At 57.8% G+C, this 16,851-nt stretch carries 12 protein-coding genes; 2 read left to right on the top strand and 10 right to left on the bottom strand.

Annotated elements, in window-relative coordinates:
- Nucleotides 1-79: 79 nt before the first annotated feature.
- The 3 genes from J5278_RS21330 to J5278_RS21320 form a co-directional block, all read right to left on the bottom strand.
- Nucleotides 80-2,509, bottom strand: coding sequence for a bifunctional diguanylate cyclase/phosphodiesterase (locus J5278_RS21330; protein ID WP_142831735.1), 2,430 nt, complete (start codon nt 2,507-2,509; stop codon nt 80-82).
- Nucleotides 2,510-3,551: 1,042 nt separating this feature from the next.
- Entirely contained in the window at nt 3,552-3,674 is a 123-nt protein-coding gene (locus J5278_RS31670) for a hypothetical protein (protein WP_257623471.1), read from the bottom strand.
- A 252-nt stretch (nt 3,675-3,926) separates the two neighbouring features.
- Nucleotides 3,927-4,550 (bottom strand): DUF433 domain-containing protein, encoded by a 624-nt coding sequence (locus J5278_RS21320; RefSeq protein ID WP_209183097.1) that lies wholly within the window; start codon nt 4,548-4,550, stop codon nt 3,927-3,929.
- A 291-nt stretch (nt 4,551-4,841) separates the two neighbouring features.
- Between J5278_RS21320 and J5278_RS21315 the strand changes: the two genes are divergently transcribed.
- Nucleotides 4,842-7,439, top strand: coding sequence for a heavy metal translocating P-type ATPase (locus J5278_RS21315; protein ID WP_219259048.1), 2,598 nt, complete (start codon nt 4,842-4,844; stop codon nt 7,437-7,439).
- 191 nt (nt 7,440-7,630) lie between these two features.
- Here J5278_RS21315 and J5278_RS21310 read toward each other — a convergent pair whose 3' ends face one another.
- From J5278_RS21310 to J5278_RS21295, 4 genes are all read right to left on the bottom strand, one after another.
- Nucleotides 7,631-8,407 (bottom strand): VWA domain-containing protein, encoded by a 777-nt coding sequence (locus J5278_RS21310; RefSeq protein WP_219259047.1) that lies wholly within the window; start codon nt 8,405-8,407, stop codon nt 7,631-7,633.
- Nucleotides 8,408-8,409: 2 nt separating this feature from the next.
- On the bottom strand, nt 8,410-9,348 hold the full coding sequence (locus J5278_RS21305; RefSeq protein ID WP_219259044.1) for a hypothetical protein: 939 nt from the start codon (nt 9,346-9,348) through the stop codon (nt 8,410-8,412).
- Between the two features lie 71 nt (nt 9,349-9,419).
- The gene (locus tag J5278_RS21300; RefSeq protein ID WP_219259042.1) at nt 9,420-10,115 is read right to left on the bottom strand and encodes a TerD family protein; all 696 of its coding nucleotides are present in this window, start codon (nt 10,113-10,115) and stop codon (nt 9,420-9,422) included.
- 16 nt (nt 10,116-10,131) lie between these two features.
- Nucleotides 10,132-11,298 (bottom strand): Toxic anion resistance protein (TelA), encoded by a 1,167-nt coding sequence (locus tag J5278_RS21295; RefSeq protein ID WP_219259040.1) that lies wholly within the window; start codon nt 11,296-11,298, stop codon nt 10,132-10,134.
- A 1,306-nt stretch (nt 11,299-12,604) separates the two neighbouring features.
- Here J5278_RS21295 and J5278_RS21290 point away from each other — a divergent pair.
- Complete coding sequence (locus J5278_RS21290; protein ID WP_219259039.1) at nt 12,605-14,539, top strand: DUF4139 domain-containing protein; 1,935 nt, start codon at nt 12,605-12,607, stop codon at nt 14,537-14,539.
- Nucleotides 14,540-15,052: 513 nt separating this feature from the next.
- Here J5278_RS21290 and J5278_RS21285 read toward each other — a convergent pair.
- The 3 genes from J5278_RS21285 to J5278_RS21275 are packed head-to-tail and all read right to left on the bottom strand — an operon-like array spanning nt 15,053 to nt 16,849.
- On the bottom strand, nt 15,053-15,712 hold the full coding sequence (locus tag J5278_RS21285; RefSeq protein WP_219259037.1) for a glutathione S-transferase family protein: 660 nt from the start codon (nt 15,710-15,712) through the stop codon (nt 15,053-15,055).
- Nucleotides 15,706-16,362, bottom strand: coding sequence for a dihydrofolate reductase family protein (locus tag J5278_RS21280; RefSeq protein WP_219259035.1), 657 nt, complete (start codon nt 16,360-16,362; stop codon nt 15,706-15,708). Before J5278_RS21280 ends, J5278_RS21285 begins: the two co-directional genes overlap by 7 nt.
- Complete coding sequence (locus tag J5278_RS21275) at nt 16,355-16,849, bottom strand: VOC family protein (RefSeq protein WP_209183080.1); 495 nt, start codon at nt 16,847-16,849, stop codon at nt 16,355-16,357. Before J5278_RS21275 ends, J5278_RS21280 begins: the two co-directional genes overlap by 8 nt.
- Nucleotides 16,850-16,851 lie beyond the last annotated feature (2 nt).

Below are 16,851 nucleotides of genomic sequence, written 5' to 3'. Positions count from 1 at the left end.
CCTTTGGCCGGACCTCTCTTCGCTCAATCATGGCAGGCGAGTGCGTGCATCTGAGCAAATACGACCACCGATGGCGGCATCAAGGCTTTTTGATCCGAACAACTTTCTTTCCCGTCTGCCCTTTGTCAATCGCCAGGAGTTCATCTATGCGCGCATTGATGTCGTCGTTCACCATCGGCCGCCCAAACAAATAGCCCTGAATGAGATCGACATTGGACATCTGTATAATATTAAGCTGCTCGAGCGTCTCCACCCCTTCAACCACGATCCCGAACCCAAGGGATTTGGTAAAGGTGACCATCGAGGTGAAAAACGTTCTGGCACGCTGATCCGTGACAATGTTCTCGACAAACGACCGATCTATTTTCAGTTTATCAAGTGGCATGTCGTTGATGAGCGCCAGGTTGGAATACCCAGTTCCGAAATCATCAATGGCGATCCTGATCCCCATATCTTGCAGATTGCGCAGGACGCCTGCGGCTTGGCCGCGGTCCTTTACGAAAACGCTTTCTGTCACCTCTATTTGCAGTCGATGCGGGTCAAGTTTCGCACTGGTAAGCGCAATTTTTATGACGTCGAGTATCCTGTGGTTGGCAAGGTCAACGGCGCTCAGGTTGACCGACACGCATATGGTCGGGTCGTGCCACCCGGCGCAATCCCTGCAGGCACGGTTCATCATGGACACTGTCAGCTCGTGAATAAACCCGTATTGCTCGGCGATGGGAATAAATCGCGCCGGCACGATGCTACCGAGTTCCGGGTGGTGCCAGCGCGCCAACGCCTCACAGCAGACCAGCCTGGCGCCGTCGGGCGTGTACATTGGCTGGTAGACTGGCGTGATGTAACCCTCGCGCAGGGCGATCCTGAAGTCATCCTTCAGCTTCTGTTCCTTGTGATACTCTGCAGCCATCGCCTCATCGAATTGCAACCAGCCGATATCAGGCTCTTTCTTGGCTGTCAGAAGCGCGACATCGGCCTTTTTCATAGCATCTTCGAGGACGAACGAGTCCTTTCTACAGATGACCACGCCGCCCGAACATTTGATATCAAGCTTGCTCACGCGCTGCATGACGACACCGTCATCATTGTCGCCATCGTCCGCAATTTCATAACGGCGGCAAAGTCGCGTGAAGATTTTGTCTAGCTCCTCCTTGATATGGCGCTCATCCTTGAGGCCCAAAATCGCGATCATGAATTCGTCGCCGCCCCAGCGCCCGCGCAGCATGCGCTCGGTCTCGAGCGCGTTGATCGCCTGGCCAACACTGCGAATGGCGGCGTCGCCCGTCGCGTGGCCAAAATTGTCATTGATGAGCTTGAACTTGTTGATATCGAGTTGCCCGATGGCGATCAATTCTTCATCGCCCATCCCTTGCACGGCTTCGTTGATCTGTTCGATCAGGTAACGGCGGTTTGGCAGCCCGGACAGGTGGTCGAAGTTCGCATTGAGCCTGGCTCTCTCATAGGCCTCGACCCTCAGTGTTACGTCCTCGCAAATAAGGACAGCACCGCCAATGGCCTCATCCTCTTTCGGGGTTCTCGTGGGTAGTTTGTTGACGGTCAACTGGATATGCTTGTCACCGATGTTGACCGTCTTTGAGGCCGAGTCGCCACCCATGAGGTCGCCAATTGCCGCCCTTAACTCGGACGCTTCGCCACGGGTCAGTTGATTGCTGACCATGCCAAGGGTGACCAGTCGCAAAAGGCGCGTCCTGTTGGCCACAACCGCCGCCTGGTCCGGGATGCCAAACATTCTTGCGGCCTTGAAGTTCATGATGGAGACCTTGTCGTTGTCGTCGATCATGATGAGGCCGCCAGGCATATAGTTCAGAGCCGCTTCGAACAGCTTCCGAAAAGCATTGGCGTGATGAAGGTTGGTCAAACTGCTGTACAGGATTCCACGGACCTGGCGCGCCATCTGGCGTGCAATCAGCATGACGGGAAGGAGCAGAAGGGCCGTGACGACCATGATTTTATCATTCGCCAAGACACCCTTGAGTGCCAAAGTTAACATCATGGGCGCGCAGGTGATGAAGACGAGAGCGTCGATGTTAAACTTGTCGCCGAAGTTCTTGCCGACCACCGAGTTCAATGTCCCGAGCGCCAGACCAATTGCAGCGAGCGTGGCAAGGGAACCGGGATCGATCCAGACGGTAAAACAGGAGATAAAAGCCAGGCAAAGGGCCGTGGAGCAGGAACCGATGATATAGCGGGCTCTCCAGATACGGATCTGGGCGTCCGTGACCTCATACCCGCGTTTGCGGGCCATCTGCCTATTGAAGTTGGACGAGTCCCACATCCGCACGGCGAGAATGAGAGTTAGGACAGCGATCAGATATAGGAATTCGCTGCGGCCAAGGTTGAAGTAGCCGAGCAGACAGACCGCGCATTGCGAAACCCAGCCCGTGACCAGCGTCTCTGTCTGCATGAAAAGTGTGTCGACGAAAGACTTTTTAATAGACGGCGGAAGGGTTTCTTGCGCGAAGAGTGTTTTCAATCTCGTGGCTTTCACCTGGATCACCTAACGACAGTAGTATTGCCCGTTTACCATCTGCAAAATTTATCCAAGAGATATGAAATATTCAGCACTCACGCAAAGGGAAACCCCCACTTCGCGATGTTACTTTGTACATCGTTAATAGAACCTGTGGCGTGAAGCTTTACTGCGCAGGCGTCCCATGCCGCTGTACGGAACTGGCACTGCTGGTTCGCACGTTTTCCTCACGGTGCCACACGTACTTGTCCGGAGCTAATTGTGTGTCCTCACATTGCTCGTCCTCGCAATGCGAGCATAGCCGAGGATCCGTTGCGGCATCGACTGGTTGTTGGTGTCTAATGGTGTCTGTTGGCTCACCGTCGTGCGTCCTCCCATCAGCCCTATAGTTTTCTGTATAAACAATGAGCGTCAGTAACCCCGCTGTTCCAAGTGCGTTTTAGGACCTTCACAGAAAGCTTTCTGCGGCAAAGCGCCTTCGTCGTGCGGCCGAAGAGGCAGAGAGCGTAAAAATCGCTTGCTACCCATGATTTCCGCTCAGGTCGGTCGCGGGGCAAAGTTCGCCATGCAACAGGGTCATTTTTTGCACGACAAACCCTGTCGCAATGTGAGGCTCGACGGCAATTCCTGAACGGAGGTTTGTCGTATAGGTTGCTATAGTAGGAATAGTCGATATAAGCGTCCCTCGGGTTCCGGATACTAGGTGTCAGGGTCTTGAGAAAGCCGAAATTGAGAGCTACGGCGTTTATCTAAAAGATAAATCGCGTTCACCGAGTCCTGGCGGCAACAAGCGCGCCTGGCACCAACACGTCATGGTGATCGCCGGAGAGAAATATTCTTTTCTAGCAGCATGGTCGGGCAAACTTGTATTCAAAGGCGAAACTGTAAACCTCGAGTGGGACTGGTATGAAACCCATAATCGTGCGTTACGCATTTCGGTAAGGTTTTTTGATATAAGGCAGCCAGATCAGAGAGACAGTTGCGTCACGAGGACCCTTACCCCTTGGTCGGGATGCCTATCGATCTCTTCAGGATTGGCGGACTGTGGCGGAGGTTGCGCTCAGACTTTCGGAAGCGAATAGCAGGTGAGCACCGCGCTGTCTTCGCCCTCAATGGTCACTTCGATGACTTCGTTGACGAAGTCCTGCCCCACGACGAATTCTTCCAGAATGAGCGCGAACAATTCCTATTGTAGGGCCGGTAGGACCTGCGGAACAATGATCACCAAGCCCGCATGAAACTCTTCTTTTGCATAGAGCTTGCGAAAGTCGCGAGTGTTGTTCGTTACGAATGTGAAATCCTCGGCCACGATCCGCGGCATTATCCCAGTCCGTTTCGCCGCTCAAACCCAGCCAGTTGACAGGGGAGCAGTCGTGGCCGGCACTTTGGGCCACGGCAACGAGCGACGTGTGAAGGCATTCGTCGATCATAAATTTCACGATGCCGAGCCGGACGAATTGGAAGTCGTCCCAACACGCAAACGCTTTGTGGATGTCGCCTTCAATCCGAGTTCAGACAGCTTTCGCGGCCGTCCCCTTGCCGGATGGGCGGCAGCCCAGATTTCAGCAGACTCAACCATTCCTGGGCTGAGAGACGGATAGCCTTCAAGAATTTCCGATGTACTAGCCCCCTGAGCTTTCATCGCGGCGATCATTCTCACTGGAATGCGGGTCCCTTTGTAAACTGGCTCTCCACCCATGACTCCCTTGACGATTTGTATCACCTGCTCTGCCTGCCTCAGTGATTCAGCCCGTGCTGCTAACTGTTTACGGGCGCGCGCAACATCCACGATGAGATAGTCGTCCGCCCGTACCGTATCCGCGTCGGGGTTCTGTTCGATGGTGTCGAACAGTCGTTTGCGGCGCTCGGCAGATAGGATTGACCCTACCCCATACCAAAGCTTCAGCCGCAACAGATCGTCATCATTGAGCGTACGCCCTTCGCCCCCGATAAACTGTGCAATGATTTGCTTGTCGATCGCGTTGTGCACCGACTTCACTGCGATCTCGCTCAGAGCTGCAGCTTCAGTCGGCGTATAGGCGCGTGAAACAGCCATAATCATTCTCCTTTTGGAGAAGGATATGATGCGACGAATGCTGGTGGTAAAGCCCTCATATTCGAGTTTTCTGCAATCTCTTTTCAATCACTCATCCAAGGCCAGGAGGCGATGGATTGGCACCTTTTGGCGATAGTGATGCGGAGTTGGAAGTGAGCGATGCTGATGGGTTCAATTCGAAATGCCCCTCGGGATAAGGGGTATCAGTCTTTCGCATCGATTGGCCAGATTTTCCCTTGCACCTCTAGTCGCTAGAGGTCGTAGAACTCTCACGGTGATAGTGAGGATTCCGAGATGAGCGATTTGCTGCAGACGAAATTTCGGGTAGGGGGCATGGACTGTGCGTCTTGCGCCACCAAGATCGATACGGCCGTGAGGCGCATCCCCGGCGTCACCGACGTGTCCGTCTCGGTCACTGCCGGAACGATGACGGTCAAACACGACGACACCAGCGATCTCGACGCGATTCCAAAGAAACTGTTCGGTCTCGGCTACAAAGCGACACCTATTCCGACGAAGTCCAAACCAGTCGCTGCGGAACCCGTCTATGCCCATGGTTCGGACTGCGCGCACGACCATCAACATGCCGACTCCCACGACCACTCGGACCATGACCATCATCACGATCATTCTGGTCATAATCATGCCGACGATGGCTATGGACCTGACCAGAACGCACCGCCACAGGACACGGCGCCCGGAACCCTGCAAGCCCGCTTTCGGATTGGCGGCATGGACTGTGCATCCTGCGCGGCAAAGATCGACACGGCTGTCAGGCGCATAGACGATATCGAGGACGTGTCCGTCTCGGTCACCTCGGGGACGATGACGGTGAAGCATCGCCAGTCGGCGGACATGAAAGCCGTCGAGAAGCAGGTCTCAGGTCTCGGCTATTCGATTGTCCCCATCCTCAAGGCGGCGCCGTCAGCGGGCCAGAGCGGCCCCCATTCGGGCCATGATCACGGATCCGCTTCGTCGGGTGCGGAGATCGAAGGCCTTCATGGCCACGACCATAATCCGACCGAAGGCCCATGGTGGAACAGCAAGAAAGGCCGTCTGACCATCATGGCGGGTGCAGCGCTTGTCGTTGCCTACGGCATCGGTCATCTGTTCCCGGCCATCGCGACCTACGCCTTCATCGTCGCCATGCTGGTCGGCCTCGTTCCGATCGCCCGCCGGGCCTTCATGGCGGCACGTGCGGGAACCCCATTCTCGATTGAGATGCTCATGACGATCGCCGCTATCGGCGCAGTGATCATCAACGCCACCGAGGAGGCTGCGGCGGTCGTCTTTCTGTTCTTGATCGGTGAACTGCTAGAGGGAGTTGCCGCAGGCAAGGCGCGCGACAGCATCAAATCCCTCACGGCGCTCGTGCCTAAAACGGCGCTGCTGGAGGAGGGCGGGAAGACCCGCGAAGTTCCGGCCGAGACCCTTGCGGTAGGTTCCATCATCTTGGTTCGCCCCGGCGACCGGATCTCTGCCGACGGAATCATCGTTGCAGGAGAGAGCTCGATAGACGAAGCCCCTGTCACAGGGGAGAGCGTGCCGGTCCGCAAGGTCGTCAATGACACCGTCTTCGCAGGCACCGTCAACGGCGACGCGGCACTCCGCGTGAGGGTCACGGCCGCTGCCGCCGACAACACCATCGCCCGCGTCGTGCGGCTGGTGGAGGAGGCCCAGGAATCAAAGGCTCCGACCGAACGCTTCATCGACCGCTTTTCACGCTACTACACGCCGGGTGTCGTCCTCGTGGCCGCATTGGTGGCCGTCGTTCCTCCGCTCGTCGGGGGCGGTGTCTGGAGCGAGTGGGTCTACAAGGGCCTTGCGGTCCTCCTCATCGGGTGCCCTTGTGCGCTGGTTATCTCGACACCGGCCGCGATTGCCGCATCGCTGTCTTCCGGCGCGCGACGCGGCCTTCTTCTCAAGGGCGGAGCCGTCCTCGAAGGACTCGGCAAACTTACTGCGATCGCCTTTGACAAGACGGGTACACTCACAGAAGGCAAACCCAAGGTAACCGACGTGGTGCCTTTCGTCCGAAAGGTCGATGAGGTCCTGCGCTACGCCGCCGCGCTCGAGATCGGGTCGAGCCATCCGCTCGCTGTCGCCATTCTCGACAAAGTGCAGGAGGACGGCATCGACGTTCCAGTCGCGACCGATGCGAAGGCGCTCGGCGGCAAGGGCGTGACCGCCGTGATAAACGGGGTCGAGGTCTTCTTCGGCTCGCCGAAGGCCGCAGCCGAGCGGGTCACGATGCCGGTGGCGCATTCGAAGGCGATCACGTTGCTTAACGATGAGGGAAAGACCGTCTCCGTACTTGTGATAGGCGACGTTCTCGCAGGTGCCATCGCCATGCGCGACGAACCGCGTGCCGACGCCGTGACGGGCCTCAAGGCTTTGACCGACGCTGGCATCAAGACGGTCATGCTGACGGGCGATAACAAGCGGACGGCCACGGCCATCGGCGCACAGCTCGGCATAGAGGTCCGCGCTGAGCTGATGCCCGAGGACAAGCAGAGGATCGTCGGCGAACTGAAGAAGGAAGGCTACGTCGTCGGAAAGATCGGCGATGGCATCAACGATGCGCCTGCGCTGGCGGCAGCCGACGTTGGGATCGCGATGGGCGGCGGAACGGACGTCGCACTTGAGACCGCCGATGCTGCCGTGCTGCATGGCAGGGTGGGCGACGTTGCCCTTATGATCGACCTTTCCAAGCGGACCATGCGCAATATCTTCCAGAACATCACCATTGCCCTCGGATTGAAGGTGGTCTTCCTTGTGACCACAATTCTCGGCATTACAGGCCTGTGGCCAGCGATCCTTGCCGACACGGGAGCGACCGTTCTCGTAACCCTGAACGCTCTGCGCCTGCTGCGTCCGATCCGGGGAGTGTGATGCACAGAAGGGCCGGGTCCGGCGGCATCATCGTCCTGGTCACCGCGTTGATCTAGTTCTGCCTTTTCGGCGTGATTGCTGTGTGGAAGGACTGACATCCGCACTCATCGATCACGAGACCCTCCGCCGTGCTGGGTTCGGAGCACTTCTCCGGCCCGTCAGCCATCTGACGGGCCGCGACGGTTTTGAGATCAGTGGTGGTCGTCCTCGCCCTCATGCTCATGCTTGAGCCATGAGCACAGCTCGGCGGGCAAAAGCTTCTCATAGGCGTCGTCTCCGCCGACGAATTCCCCAAGATCCCTGGCGCTGACGAAGCCAACGTTTGGAAATTCCGTCGCGGCTTCCCGCAGGAACACGAAGTCCTCGTCACCGATGCCGACCATCACGTAGTAGATCTGCGATTCAGCATGCTCTGCCTCCGAAAGCAGCCGCCAGGCCTTGTCGTGGTCCGAATTCACGCCGTCCGTTAGGAAGTAGTTGATCGCCGGAATGCCTGACCGCGTTTCCTCGCCGAAGCTGTCCCGCTTTTGCCCGAAGATCATTCCCAGCAGCCCTCCGGCGTTTCGCTCCTCGAGCAGACCGTAGGCCATGAGGTTGGAACGGATGACGGGTTCGTAATCGGTGCCGCCCCACAGGATGCGCTGCAAGGCGATATTTCCGGTTATCTCCCTTTCGACGTACCCGTCGTAGGTCGAAGCCGTTACCGGCGTAAGCGACGCCGTCTTTTCATCGTTAGAAAACACCCATGTGTCGATGCGGCCGTCTTCGTCGAAGTAAAGCGCTACCGGGAGGACACGCTCGAGCGCCGACTGGACCACACCTGCATCGTAAAGACCCTTCATTGAACCGGAAACGTCGATATTCAGACCGACCTGCGCGGGGATGCGCTCGTGTATTCCCTGCTTTTCAAGCACGAAGCCGACCCTCCGAATCTCTTCTTCAGGCTTTTCGAGTCTGAATGTCGTCATGTTCAATTCCTCCGTGTCAGCGTTTTCACAAGTTTCTCGTAAAGGCTTCGAATGGGCGACGCGTCAAAGGACCGGCCCTCCGATCTGGCAATCAGCGCGGCAGCGCATGCGGTCTGCCAGACGGGCAGGTCGCTGTCGATCATGTCCTCCGCAAACGTCCGTGCGCCGCCAATCGTGGAAATGATCGCTTGCAGGACGCGTTCGCCAAGGGCCACCGACGCTGCGGTCGATGCAAGCGACGCGAGCCTCGTTTCCAGCGCGCCTGTCTGTGACAGGCGATGCGCCGCAGCTCCGGGGTCGGGTAGGGGATGTTCTGCGATGTGTCTCGTCAGAAACCTGCCAGCAAGGAGGTGAGCGTCCAGTCCGACGCCGAGCGTGATCCATCTTTTCATCAGAAGGTTCGCCCGACGTTCGAATTCGGCGAACTCTTGACTACGTTCCTTGATCTGACGGGCGGTCTGCAAAACTGCTGCCGAACGTTGCTGAAAGCTTTCGAGTTCTGCAGTTCGAGAAAGTGCCGCCCTTATGCCACCGAGCAGGCCTCGATCCCGATCGAACAGGGATGCCGGATTGAGTTGGGAAAGTTGTGCGAGGAGGTCGGAGGAGAGACGCTTCGCCTCCTCGAGGCGTGTGTCGCCTGCCAATGCAAGCTGGTCCTCGGCAAGCCTCCCATGCTCCTCTTGCAGAGGCGCACCGAAACGCACGACGTCGTCAAATTCGTGATCGTCGAAGTTAACCGCATCGACGACTCTCTTGGCCTGCCGCAGAACCGGGTCGGATACCGCCGGATCGAGGGTACGAAGTTCATCGATGGAGCATGATATCCGTAGCCTGACGATGCCGCCGCCGACGATCCGCGGACCGTCGTTGAGGGTGCTAGGAACTCTTGCTGCGCCGAAAGGTATCATCGGACCCGAAGCAGGCTTCGGCGCGGGTCGCATCGAGTCTCGACCGAACGGCACCCTCGGGCCTGAGCGAGCATCATCGTCGGCCGGGGGCACGCGAGCCACCTTTAGGCCAGATAGGCGTTGATGACTTCGCCCAGCCCGGCGTTCGAGCCCGCTCCGACCGCGTGGAACTTCCACGACCCGTCACTCTGCTTCAGGAAGGAGGCTACCTGTATGGTCGTCATCCCTGCGAATTCCGACGTGAGCTGATAGCGGCAGAGTTCGTCGTCCATCGCGTCGCACACCTCGATATAGGCGTTCTTCACCTTGCCGAAGTCCTGTCTCTTGCGCTCCGCGTCGTGGATCGTCGACCAGACGGCCAGTTCGGCGACCTCGGCCGGGAGATCGCCGAGCACAATCTTGAATTCCTCGCGGAAGCCTTCGCCGTGGTGGCCTTCCTTCTTGTCGCCGTCATCATCGTCATGCTTCGCGGGACTCCCACCGCGGCCTGTCCGATCGTCGCGCTCGTGCCACATCGATCCGTCTTCGGTCTGGAAGGAGCCGTCGGGGTTCTTCTTCAGCGAACCTTCGACGTTCGACGGGCCGCGCACGAAAGCGTAGCAAAGCGCATGCGAGCCGTCGTTGTAGAGACGCGCGCGCGAAGGATCACCGCCCGGATGCACGAGGGCGAAGCAATGGACGTCGAGGTCGAAGGCAGGGGCGGAGCCCTCCGGCGGATCCCAGACAAGACCGGAGTGAACCAGCTCCATTGCTTTTTCTATTTGAAAAGACTGCCCCTTCGAGAGGTTGAACGTGGCCATGCATGCTCCGCTTTCTTCAGATCGGTCTGTCGGTGACGAGCGCGCGCGCCTTCTCGAGCTTCGAGCGCGCCTCGGCAAATCTTTGTTTGTTCTTGTCTCCCTCGGCGACGACCTTGTCGGCGATCGCGCGAAGACGCTGCGCCGTGCCCAGCACCAGCTCTGCATCCTCCAGACGGTTCTCGCCGGACGCGCGGGCGGCGTTCACCGAAACGTCCTCGAGGACGTTCATACCGTATCTCTGAAGCGAAGACCTGAGTTGGCGGCGCATGTCGTTCATCTGCTGGATCGATTGCATCTGGAAAAGAACATGGAGCCGGATGAGGACGGACTTGATGTCGTTGAATTCCGCATTCGCCGCAGAGACTGTCTCCGCCAGTGTTGCCAGTGCCGCCCCACGGGCAATCCCGATCGAGTCTAGGTCGGCGGGTGCCTTGGCGTAGGCAGTCTCGAGAACGAGGAGGCGGTTGCGGAAGATGTCGAGCTTCTGGGCATGATCTCTCGCCGTCTGGACGAGAAGAGTGTCGCCTGTTGCAGCTTCGCGGGTCAGCCGGTCCAAGTTGGCCTCGGCCGTCTCGACAATCCTTCTTCCCGCCGTCACGAAAACGCCCAGCGCTATGATCGATTCCCTGTAGGCATCCGCGAGCTGGCTCATGCGGGAGACTTCGCCAACGAGCTTAGCGCTCTCCTCTTCAACCTTCGCCTCCATGGGCTTTACCAGGTCGGAGAGGCACTTCGCCTTACTCTGAAGCATCCCGCGGACCTCGTCCGACACCCGCTTCAACCTCTCTGCGGGATCCCCAAGGCCTATGGCGTTGAGGAGCCTCTCGATGAAGCCGCCCTTGAGCTTTTCACGGATGTCTGCCTCCAGGGTCTCGAGATCGGCCCCCTTGACCCCGTCGCGGATCGTCCGGAACAGTTCGAAGAGTACGGGAGACTGCGCCTTTGTGATCTGATCGAGGATCGCGTCGAGCTTGGCGCCGAACCCCAAGACCGCCTCCTGGCCGAACGTCACAAGGGTGCTGGCCTCCATCGCATCCAAGGCAGACCGGTCCGCGATGACTTCGGCCTCGGCCACCCGTTCCGCGGGAAGCGTCACCTTGACGGTGGCAAGCGGCCCGCCTGCCGGGAATGCGATCTGGTTCTGCGTGCCTGTCGCTGTTGGAAGGTCGTCGGAAATGGCCATATGCTCCTATGGGCTGGTCGCAGAATGTAACGGAGGAGGGCCTAGGAGGCAATGATCTTAGCCGGGCTAGCCATCACGCGCTGGACGAGAAGCAGACTGCGGACGCGTTTGGGAGGAGAATTATCAGCGCAGCGAGGCTGCTACTACTCGTAAGGCAATCTCGTGGTTCGAGGCGCGCAGGCGCCGATCATCGTATATTCGTTCACAATGGTCACCGGCGTCTTGATAACTGCAAATTCGCTGCAACACACTTTTTGTTATTTCTCGTAACTAAAACGAATCCAAACGGGGCGGCGGTTCAGACCCTTTAAAGACCTTTTTTTTGAACAGTAGAGTTCACGGATCACAATTTTTCAAGGCAAATCTCCGCGGCGACGCCATAGCGTCAAAGCCGTTCCTTCGTTTGAGCGCGACGACCTTCCGGCCGCTGCCAAATTTGCATTGTCGGGGACGACGTCGCGGCTATGCGCCATACTCCAAACCGACTTCATTATAAATGTGGTATGACACCGCGTGAATAATACCGAAAAAGCGCCCAACCGCTAAACAGCATGATGGTCAATATGGCCACGAGCAGCACCCTCCTGTTTTGGCTAATCCTCTGATCAGCGGACATCTGAAACCTGTGACAATACGGGCAGACTGCAAGGTAATCAGAGATTTCTCGTTCGCAGTTATTGCAACTCTTCATCGAAGGGGCCTCCTCTTGCGGAAGGATGAGTGAGCGAACGCCAGCGGAACAGTCTTGAACTTGGGGCGGCACCGCAAGATATAAGCTATAGGGTGATCAAACGCATAAGCTTTCTTTGCATCCCGAAGTCACCGTTGGCATCTCCTCAGTTGGCCTTGTGGATCCTCGTCAATCGAGTGAGCCTTGAGATAGGACACTATACGGTGAACCTTCCGGAGATCCAGCTGTGTGGGCGACGTTGATCTGAGCTATGATGAAAGGATGTGGATGCAGGATGCCGCGGATGAGGCGGGTCTTCTGCCTGACGACGACGCTTCCATTCCTGATGGCAACGGCCCAAGGAGGCGAGAAGCAGGCAGGTCAGCGATGCGAGCACGGACATTGGTGAGCCGGGCCTTGCGATCCTAGCTCGTTCAGCCGCACAGAAAGTTACTACATTGAGTGGCCGATGGTTTAGATTGCATGAGATGCTTCGATATATGAACCATCTGCCGATGAGTTCGGCTATCCACCCCAAATTTGCTACAATTATCCTGAACTTAGAGGTTGATCTAGATCGTAAGTGCGCCCGTGGATTGCTGAAGGGCGCTTGCGGTGAATTTGTGGGGAGAATTCATGTCTGTTTCGATCGCGACTTTGTCAGCGTTTTTCCTGTCCCTCGCAGCCTCAACCGCATTTGCCGGGACCAGCGACCCGGTCAAGTCCGTCACCCTATCTTCTGGCGGCTTGGCAGAGATCGTTCGTTCTGCCACAGTCGGTCAGAATGCCTGGATCAACATCGACGTCCCGCTGGACCAGGTTGATGACATCCTCAAGAGCATCATCGTTCGCGACAACATAGGCCACGTAAAGAGCTTGTCTCTGGCTGGCCCTACTCCGGTCGATGAGACCTTTAAAACGCTGCCGTTCAAGCCATCCGACCTGACGTCCCTGCCGGCACTGTTAAATTCGATCCACGGCGGTCGCATCCAGGCCGGTGAGCAGCAAGGTGTTGTGCTCGGCGTTACTGAAATCCCAGGCAATGCCCAGACGCAACTGAGTTGGCAGCTGTCATTCCTGCGCGACGACGGCGCGATCTCGATGGTCCCGATTCCGGGAACCCAGATCACGATCATCGATCCGGCCATTCAGGAAAAGCTCAAAAGCGCGATGGCCGTCATCTCGAAAGCAAGCGCCGATAATGCTCGGACTATCAGTATCCAGCTGGACGGACCGGCGAGCCGCAATGTCGATATTTCCTATGTGGTTCCCGCTCCGATCTGGAAGACATCCTACAGGTTGGTTCCCGGCCAGGATGGTACAGTCCGGCTGCAGGCGTGGGCCATCTTCGAGAATGCCTCGGGCGAAGACTGGAATGGCGTCGGAATCACCCTGTCATCCGGCAAGCCGGTCACGCTGAGGCAGCGGCTGCATAGCCTGTTTTGGAAGCAGCGCACGGAGGTATCCGTTGACACCACCTCTGTGGCCGTAAATCAGGCCATGGCGGCCAAACCACTGGCCAGGAAAAGTATTCCAGCGATGGCCATAGCGGCACCGCCTCCGGCGCCAATGACGGAAAAGAGCAGCGACGCCTCGATGGCAGAACCGGCTGATCCCGTCCTGACGGGGGAGGGCTCTGTCACCTCGACCTTCGCGCTCGCGGGCACTTACGACGTCAGGAATGGCGACACGCTGTCCGTTCCGATCCTGGACCAAGGCGTGAAGGCGGAGATGGTGTCACTTTACCGTGCTGAAGCGGGGGGTGAGCACCCGACCGCCGCCGCCGTGATCGACAACGACAGCGGCATCAGCCTGCCTCCGGGCATCGTGACCGTTTATGACGGCAAACAAGGATATGTCGGTGACGCTAAGACCATGGGACTGCCGACAGGGCAGAAGCAGGCCGTCAGCTTCGCACTCGACCAGAAGGTCTCCATCACTTCACAACCCCGGTCCGAAACGACGATCACCCAGATCAAGGTGGCCGATGGCATCATCAACACCTCGTCGATGACCCGCGAGGATACGGTCTACCGGATCGTGGGTGCCAGTGACGCATCAAGAGTTGTGCTGATCGAGCAAATCAAGCGGCCGGGCTGGACCTTCAAAGCGGACGGCATGACTGATGACACACCCACAAAGGACCGCATCAAGACGGTTGTGAAGGCAGGAGAAACCAAAGTGGTGACGTCCACGCTGTCAATCGTCAATCAGGAAGGCTTTGCCTTGGCGGATGCTGGATCGGATGAATTGACCCAGTGGCAGGACGCAGCCATCGACCCTGCGATGCGGGCAAAACTCGATGACCTCGTGAAGGCGAAGGCTGCGCAGGATGCGGCAAGGAAGACGCTTGAGGAACTGAACCAGCAGTTCGCGCTGGTTGAGGCGGATCAGCAGCGGGCCAGGTCCAATCTGCAATCGGTTGGCAGCGGCGACACCAAGACAAGGTTCGAGAAGCTGCTGAACGGAACGGAGGACAAGCTGGAGAAGATCGAGCTAGCTCGGGCTGAACAGCGAAAAGTCGCCCAAACCGCAGACGCGAAGGTTGCGGCCATTATCAGATCATTTTGAAAATGTCTGGGGTGCACCGTTCGGATCCCATCAAGCGCGAAGAAGAAATCTATATTTTGAATTGCTAGCAGCTCGATGGCTAAATCAGCTCTAGGCGGAGATCTAACCGGGATCGGCTCCACAACGTGTTTCACGAATGCCTGTTACTCTAAGAATTTGAGTTTACTCACATTTTTCGCTATTGTTTGTGTCGGCCGTTGGTATCTCTTCAAGAACCAAGAGCTCTGCATTCAATCGCTTGAGGAGTATACCGCAAGCCCCTCTCTCATTCACGACGGGTTTCCAATAGTTGGATAGATCGCCCGACCGAGGACTGCTGAAAACCGCCTGTTCCCAAAATGCCGTCGGATGCAATGTTGGTCAGAGCCACAACTGTCAGGCCGCGGCTGGGTCCGTGAACCAACTCTATCTACAGGCGCCGCCGCAGCACTACCACGTGCCGCAAGCCGCCGCAGATGCCACACAACGCTGGTCTTGCTTAGACTTAAGCTTTTTCGTCATAAGATTCTTCTCTCAATCCCTGTCGGGGGCGCCCAGGGGGAAATAACTACGGTAGGGTCGCGCATCTTCAACGCAACGCGCGACCGAAAGGCGGGCGAGCAAGCGAGTACGATAGGCTTTGAGCGTAACGTGCTTATCCGCGATCGGGTTCGTCCAGTCGGCATAGAACAGCGCGGGGGCGGCGGCGCAGTCGGCAAGGGTGAAATCTGCGCCGCACGCCCACTCTCGGCCCGCCAGTTCGCCGTCGAGCCAGGTATAGATCCTGTCCAGATCGGCGCGGGCCCGCTTGACACCGTATGGGTCGCGGTGTTCCTCGGGGCGCAGCGCGTTGCCAACGATCACTGTCATAACGTTCATCACGTAATTGTCGAATACGCGGTCCATCATCCGCACCTTGACTGCCGCCGCGGGATCGTCGGGTATCAGTTTCACAGGACCAGGGCGGACCGACTCGAGATATTCAACAATTGCCGTTGCCTCAAACACCGCGTCATCGCCGTCGACAAGCAGTGGGAACTTGCCAGCCGCCGAGAGACGGGAAAGCTCGGAACTATTCTTAGGATGATCAGGACCGATCATCCTGAATTCGAACGGCGTGTCGTTCTCGTAGAATGCTATCTGCGCCTTCCAAGTATAGGACGAAAATGGATGACCGAAGAGATGGATTACCATGTGCCGTCCTTTATTTTCGCCTGTCGCTCCTCCTCAAGCGCGCTCTCAATCGCGCCGAAAGACCCGGTTTCGACCGGACCCGCTGGTTCGTAAGTGGCGATGACGGTGCCGCCAGGCGACACCTGGTGATCGACCAGCCGGAGCGTGCCTGGCGACGTGCCGTTGCCGAACAACCGCTTGCCGCTGCCAAGCACGATTGGAAAGGTGTACAACACCAGTCGGTCGAGCAGGCCCGCTGCGAGCAGCGCGGGATAGACCGTGCTCGATCCCTGGATCAACAGATCAGGGCCATCGCCCTGCTTGAGCCTCGCAACGTCATCGATGCAGCCCATCCGATGGCTGTTTGCCCATAGTAACGGTTGGCCACCTTTTGTCAGTACATATTTGTTGGCGGCGGTGAAGGCCTTGCCCATCACTTCGCCGTCGGCGTAAGGCCAATAAGCGGCGAAGATGTCATAGGTCCGCCGCCCCAACAGTAGATCGTACGGCTGCGAAAAAAACTCGCCGATCACGGTACCAACCTTCTCGTCTGCGATGGGAAACATCCAGCCGCCATTCGCGAACCCGCCTGTGGGGTCTTCCGTCGGGCCACCCGGTGCTTGTATGACCCCATCGAGCGAGACGAACATGCCGCCAATAATCTTACGCATCGCGCGTCTCCCCAGCCCGCGCCGCTTCGATCTTGGCGATGTCAATCTTGCGCATCTTCATCATCGCTTCCATCACGCGTTTGGCAGCAGCGGGGTCAGGGTCGACCATCCCGTCCATCAGCGCGCGGGGTACGATTTGCCACGAAAAGCCCCATCGATCCTTGCACCAACTGCACATGCTCTCTGTACCGCCATTTCCAACGATCGCGTTCCAGTAGCGATCGGTTTCTTCCTGAGTGTCAGTGAAGACTTGGAAGCTGACCGCCTCGTTGGGGCTGAAGCGCGCGCCCCCGTTCAGTCCAACGAATGACTGGCCGAGGACAGTGAACTCGACGGTGATCTCCTCGCCACGCTTAGTCGAGGGATTGTCCGCAGGGGAGTCTTGCCCCGAGCCGACATGGCTGTTGGGGAACACGCTCGCATAAAATTCGGCCGCCTCGCGGGCCTTGCCGTGGTCGAACCATAAACAGGTGGTGATCTTCGCCATTG

This window comes from Rhizobium sp. B21/90, assembly GCF_019355815.1.
Lineage (GTDB): Bacteria > Pseudomonadota > Alphaproteobacteria > Rhizobiales > Rhizobiaceae > Rhizobium > Rhizobium rhododendri.
The sequence above is the reverse complement of the archived record's forward strand: the minus strand, read 5'-3'. Positions and strand labels throughout refer to the sequence as shown.

What these genes read in the sequence shown, in the direction of transcription:
- J5278_RS21315 (WP_219259048.1), top strand. Translation starts at nt 4,842, where the DNA reads ATGAGCGATTTGCTGCAGACGAAATTTCGGGTAGGGGGCATGGACTGT.
- J5278_RS21310 (WP_219259047.1), bottom strand. Translation starts at nt 8,407, where the DNA reads ATGACGACATTCAGACTCGAAAAGCCTGAAGAAGAGATTCGGAGGGTC.
- J5278_RS21305 (WP_219259044.1), bottom strand. Translation starts at nt 9,348, where the DNA reads ATGCGACCCGCGCCGAAGCCTGCTTCGGGTCCGATGATACCTTTCGGC.
- J5278_RS21300 (WP_219259042.1), bottom strand. Translation starts at nt 10,115, where the DNA reads ATGGCCACGTTCAACCTCTCGAAGGGGCAGTCTTTTCAAATAGAAAAA.
- J5278_RS21295 (WP_219259040.1), bottom strand. Translation starts at nt 11,298, where the DNA reads ATGGCCATTTCCGACGACCTTCCAACAGCGACAGGCACGCAGAACCAG.
- J5278_RS21290 (WP_219259039.1), top strand. Translation starts at nt 12,605, where the DNA reads ATGTCTGTTTCGATCGCGACTTTGTCAGCGTTTTTCCTGTCCCTCGCA.
- J5278_RS21285 (WP_219259037.1), bottom strand. Translation starts at nt 15,712, where the DNA reads ATGGTAATCCATCTCTTCGGTCATCCATTTTCGTCCTATACTTGGAAG.
- J5278_RS21280 (WP_219259035.1), bottom strand. Translation starts at nt 16,362, where the DNA reads ATGCGTAAGATTATTGGCGGCATGTTCGTCTCGCTCGATGGGGTCATA.
- J5278_RS21275 (WP_209183080.1), bottom strand. Translation starts at nt 16,849, where the DNA reads ATGGCGAAGATCACCACCTGTTTATGGTTCGACCACGGCAAGGCCCGC.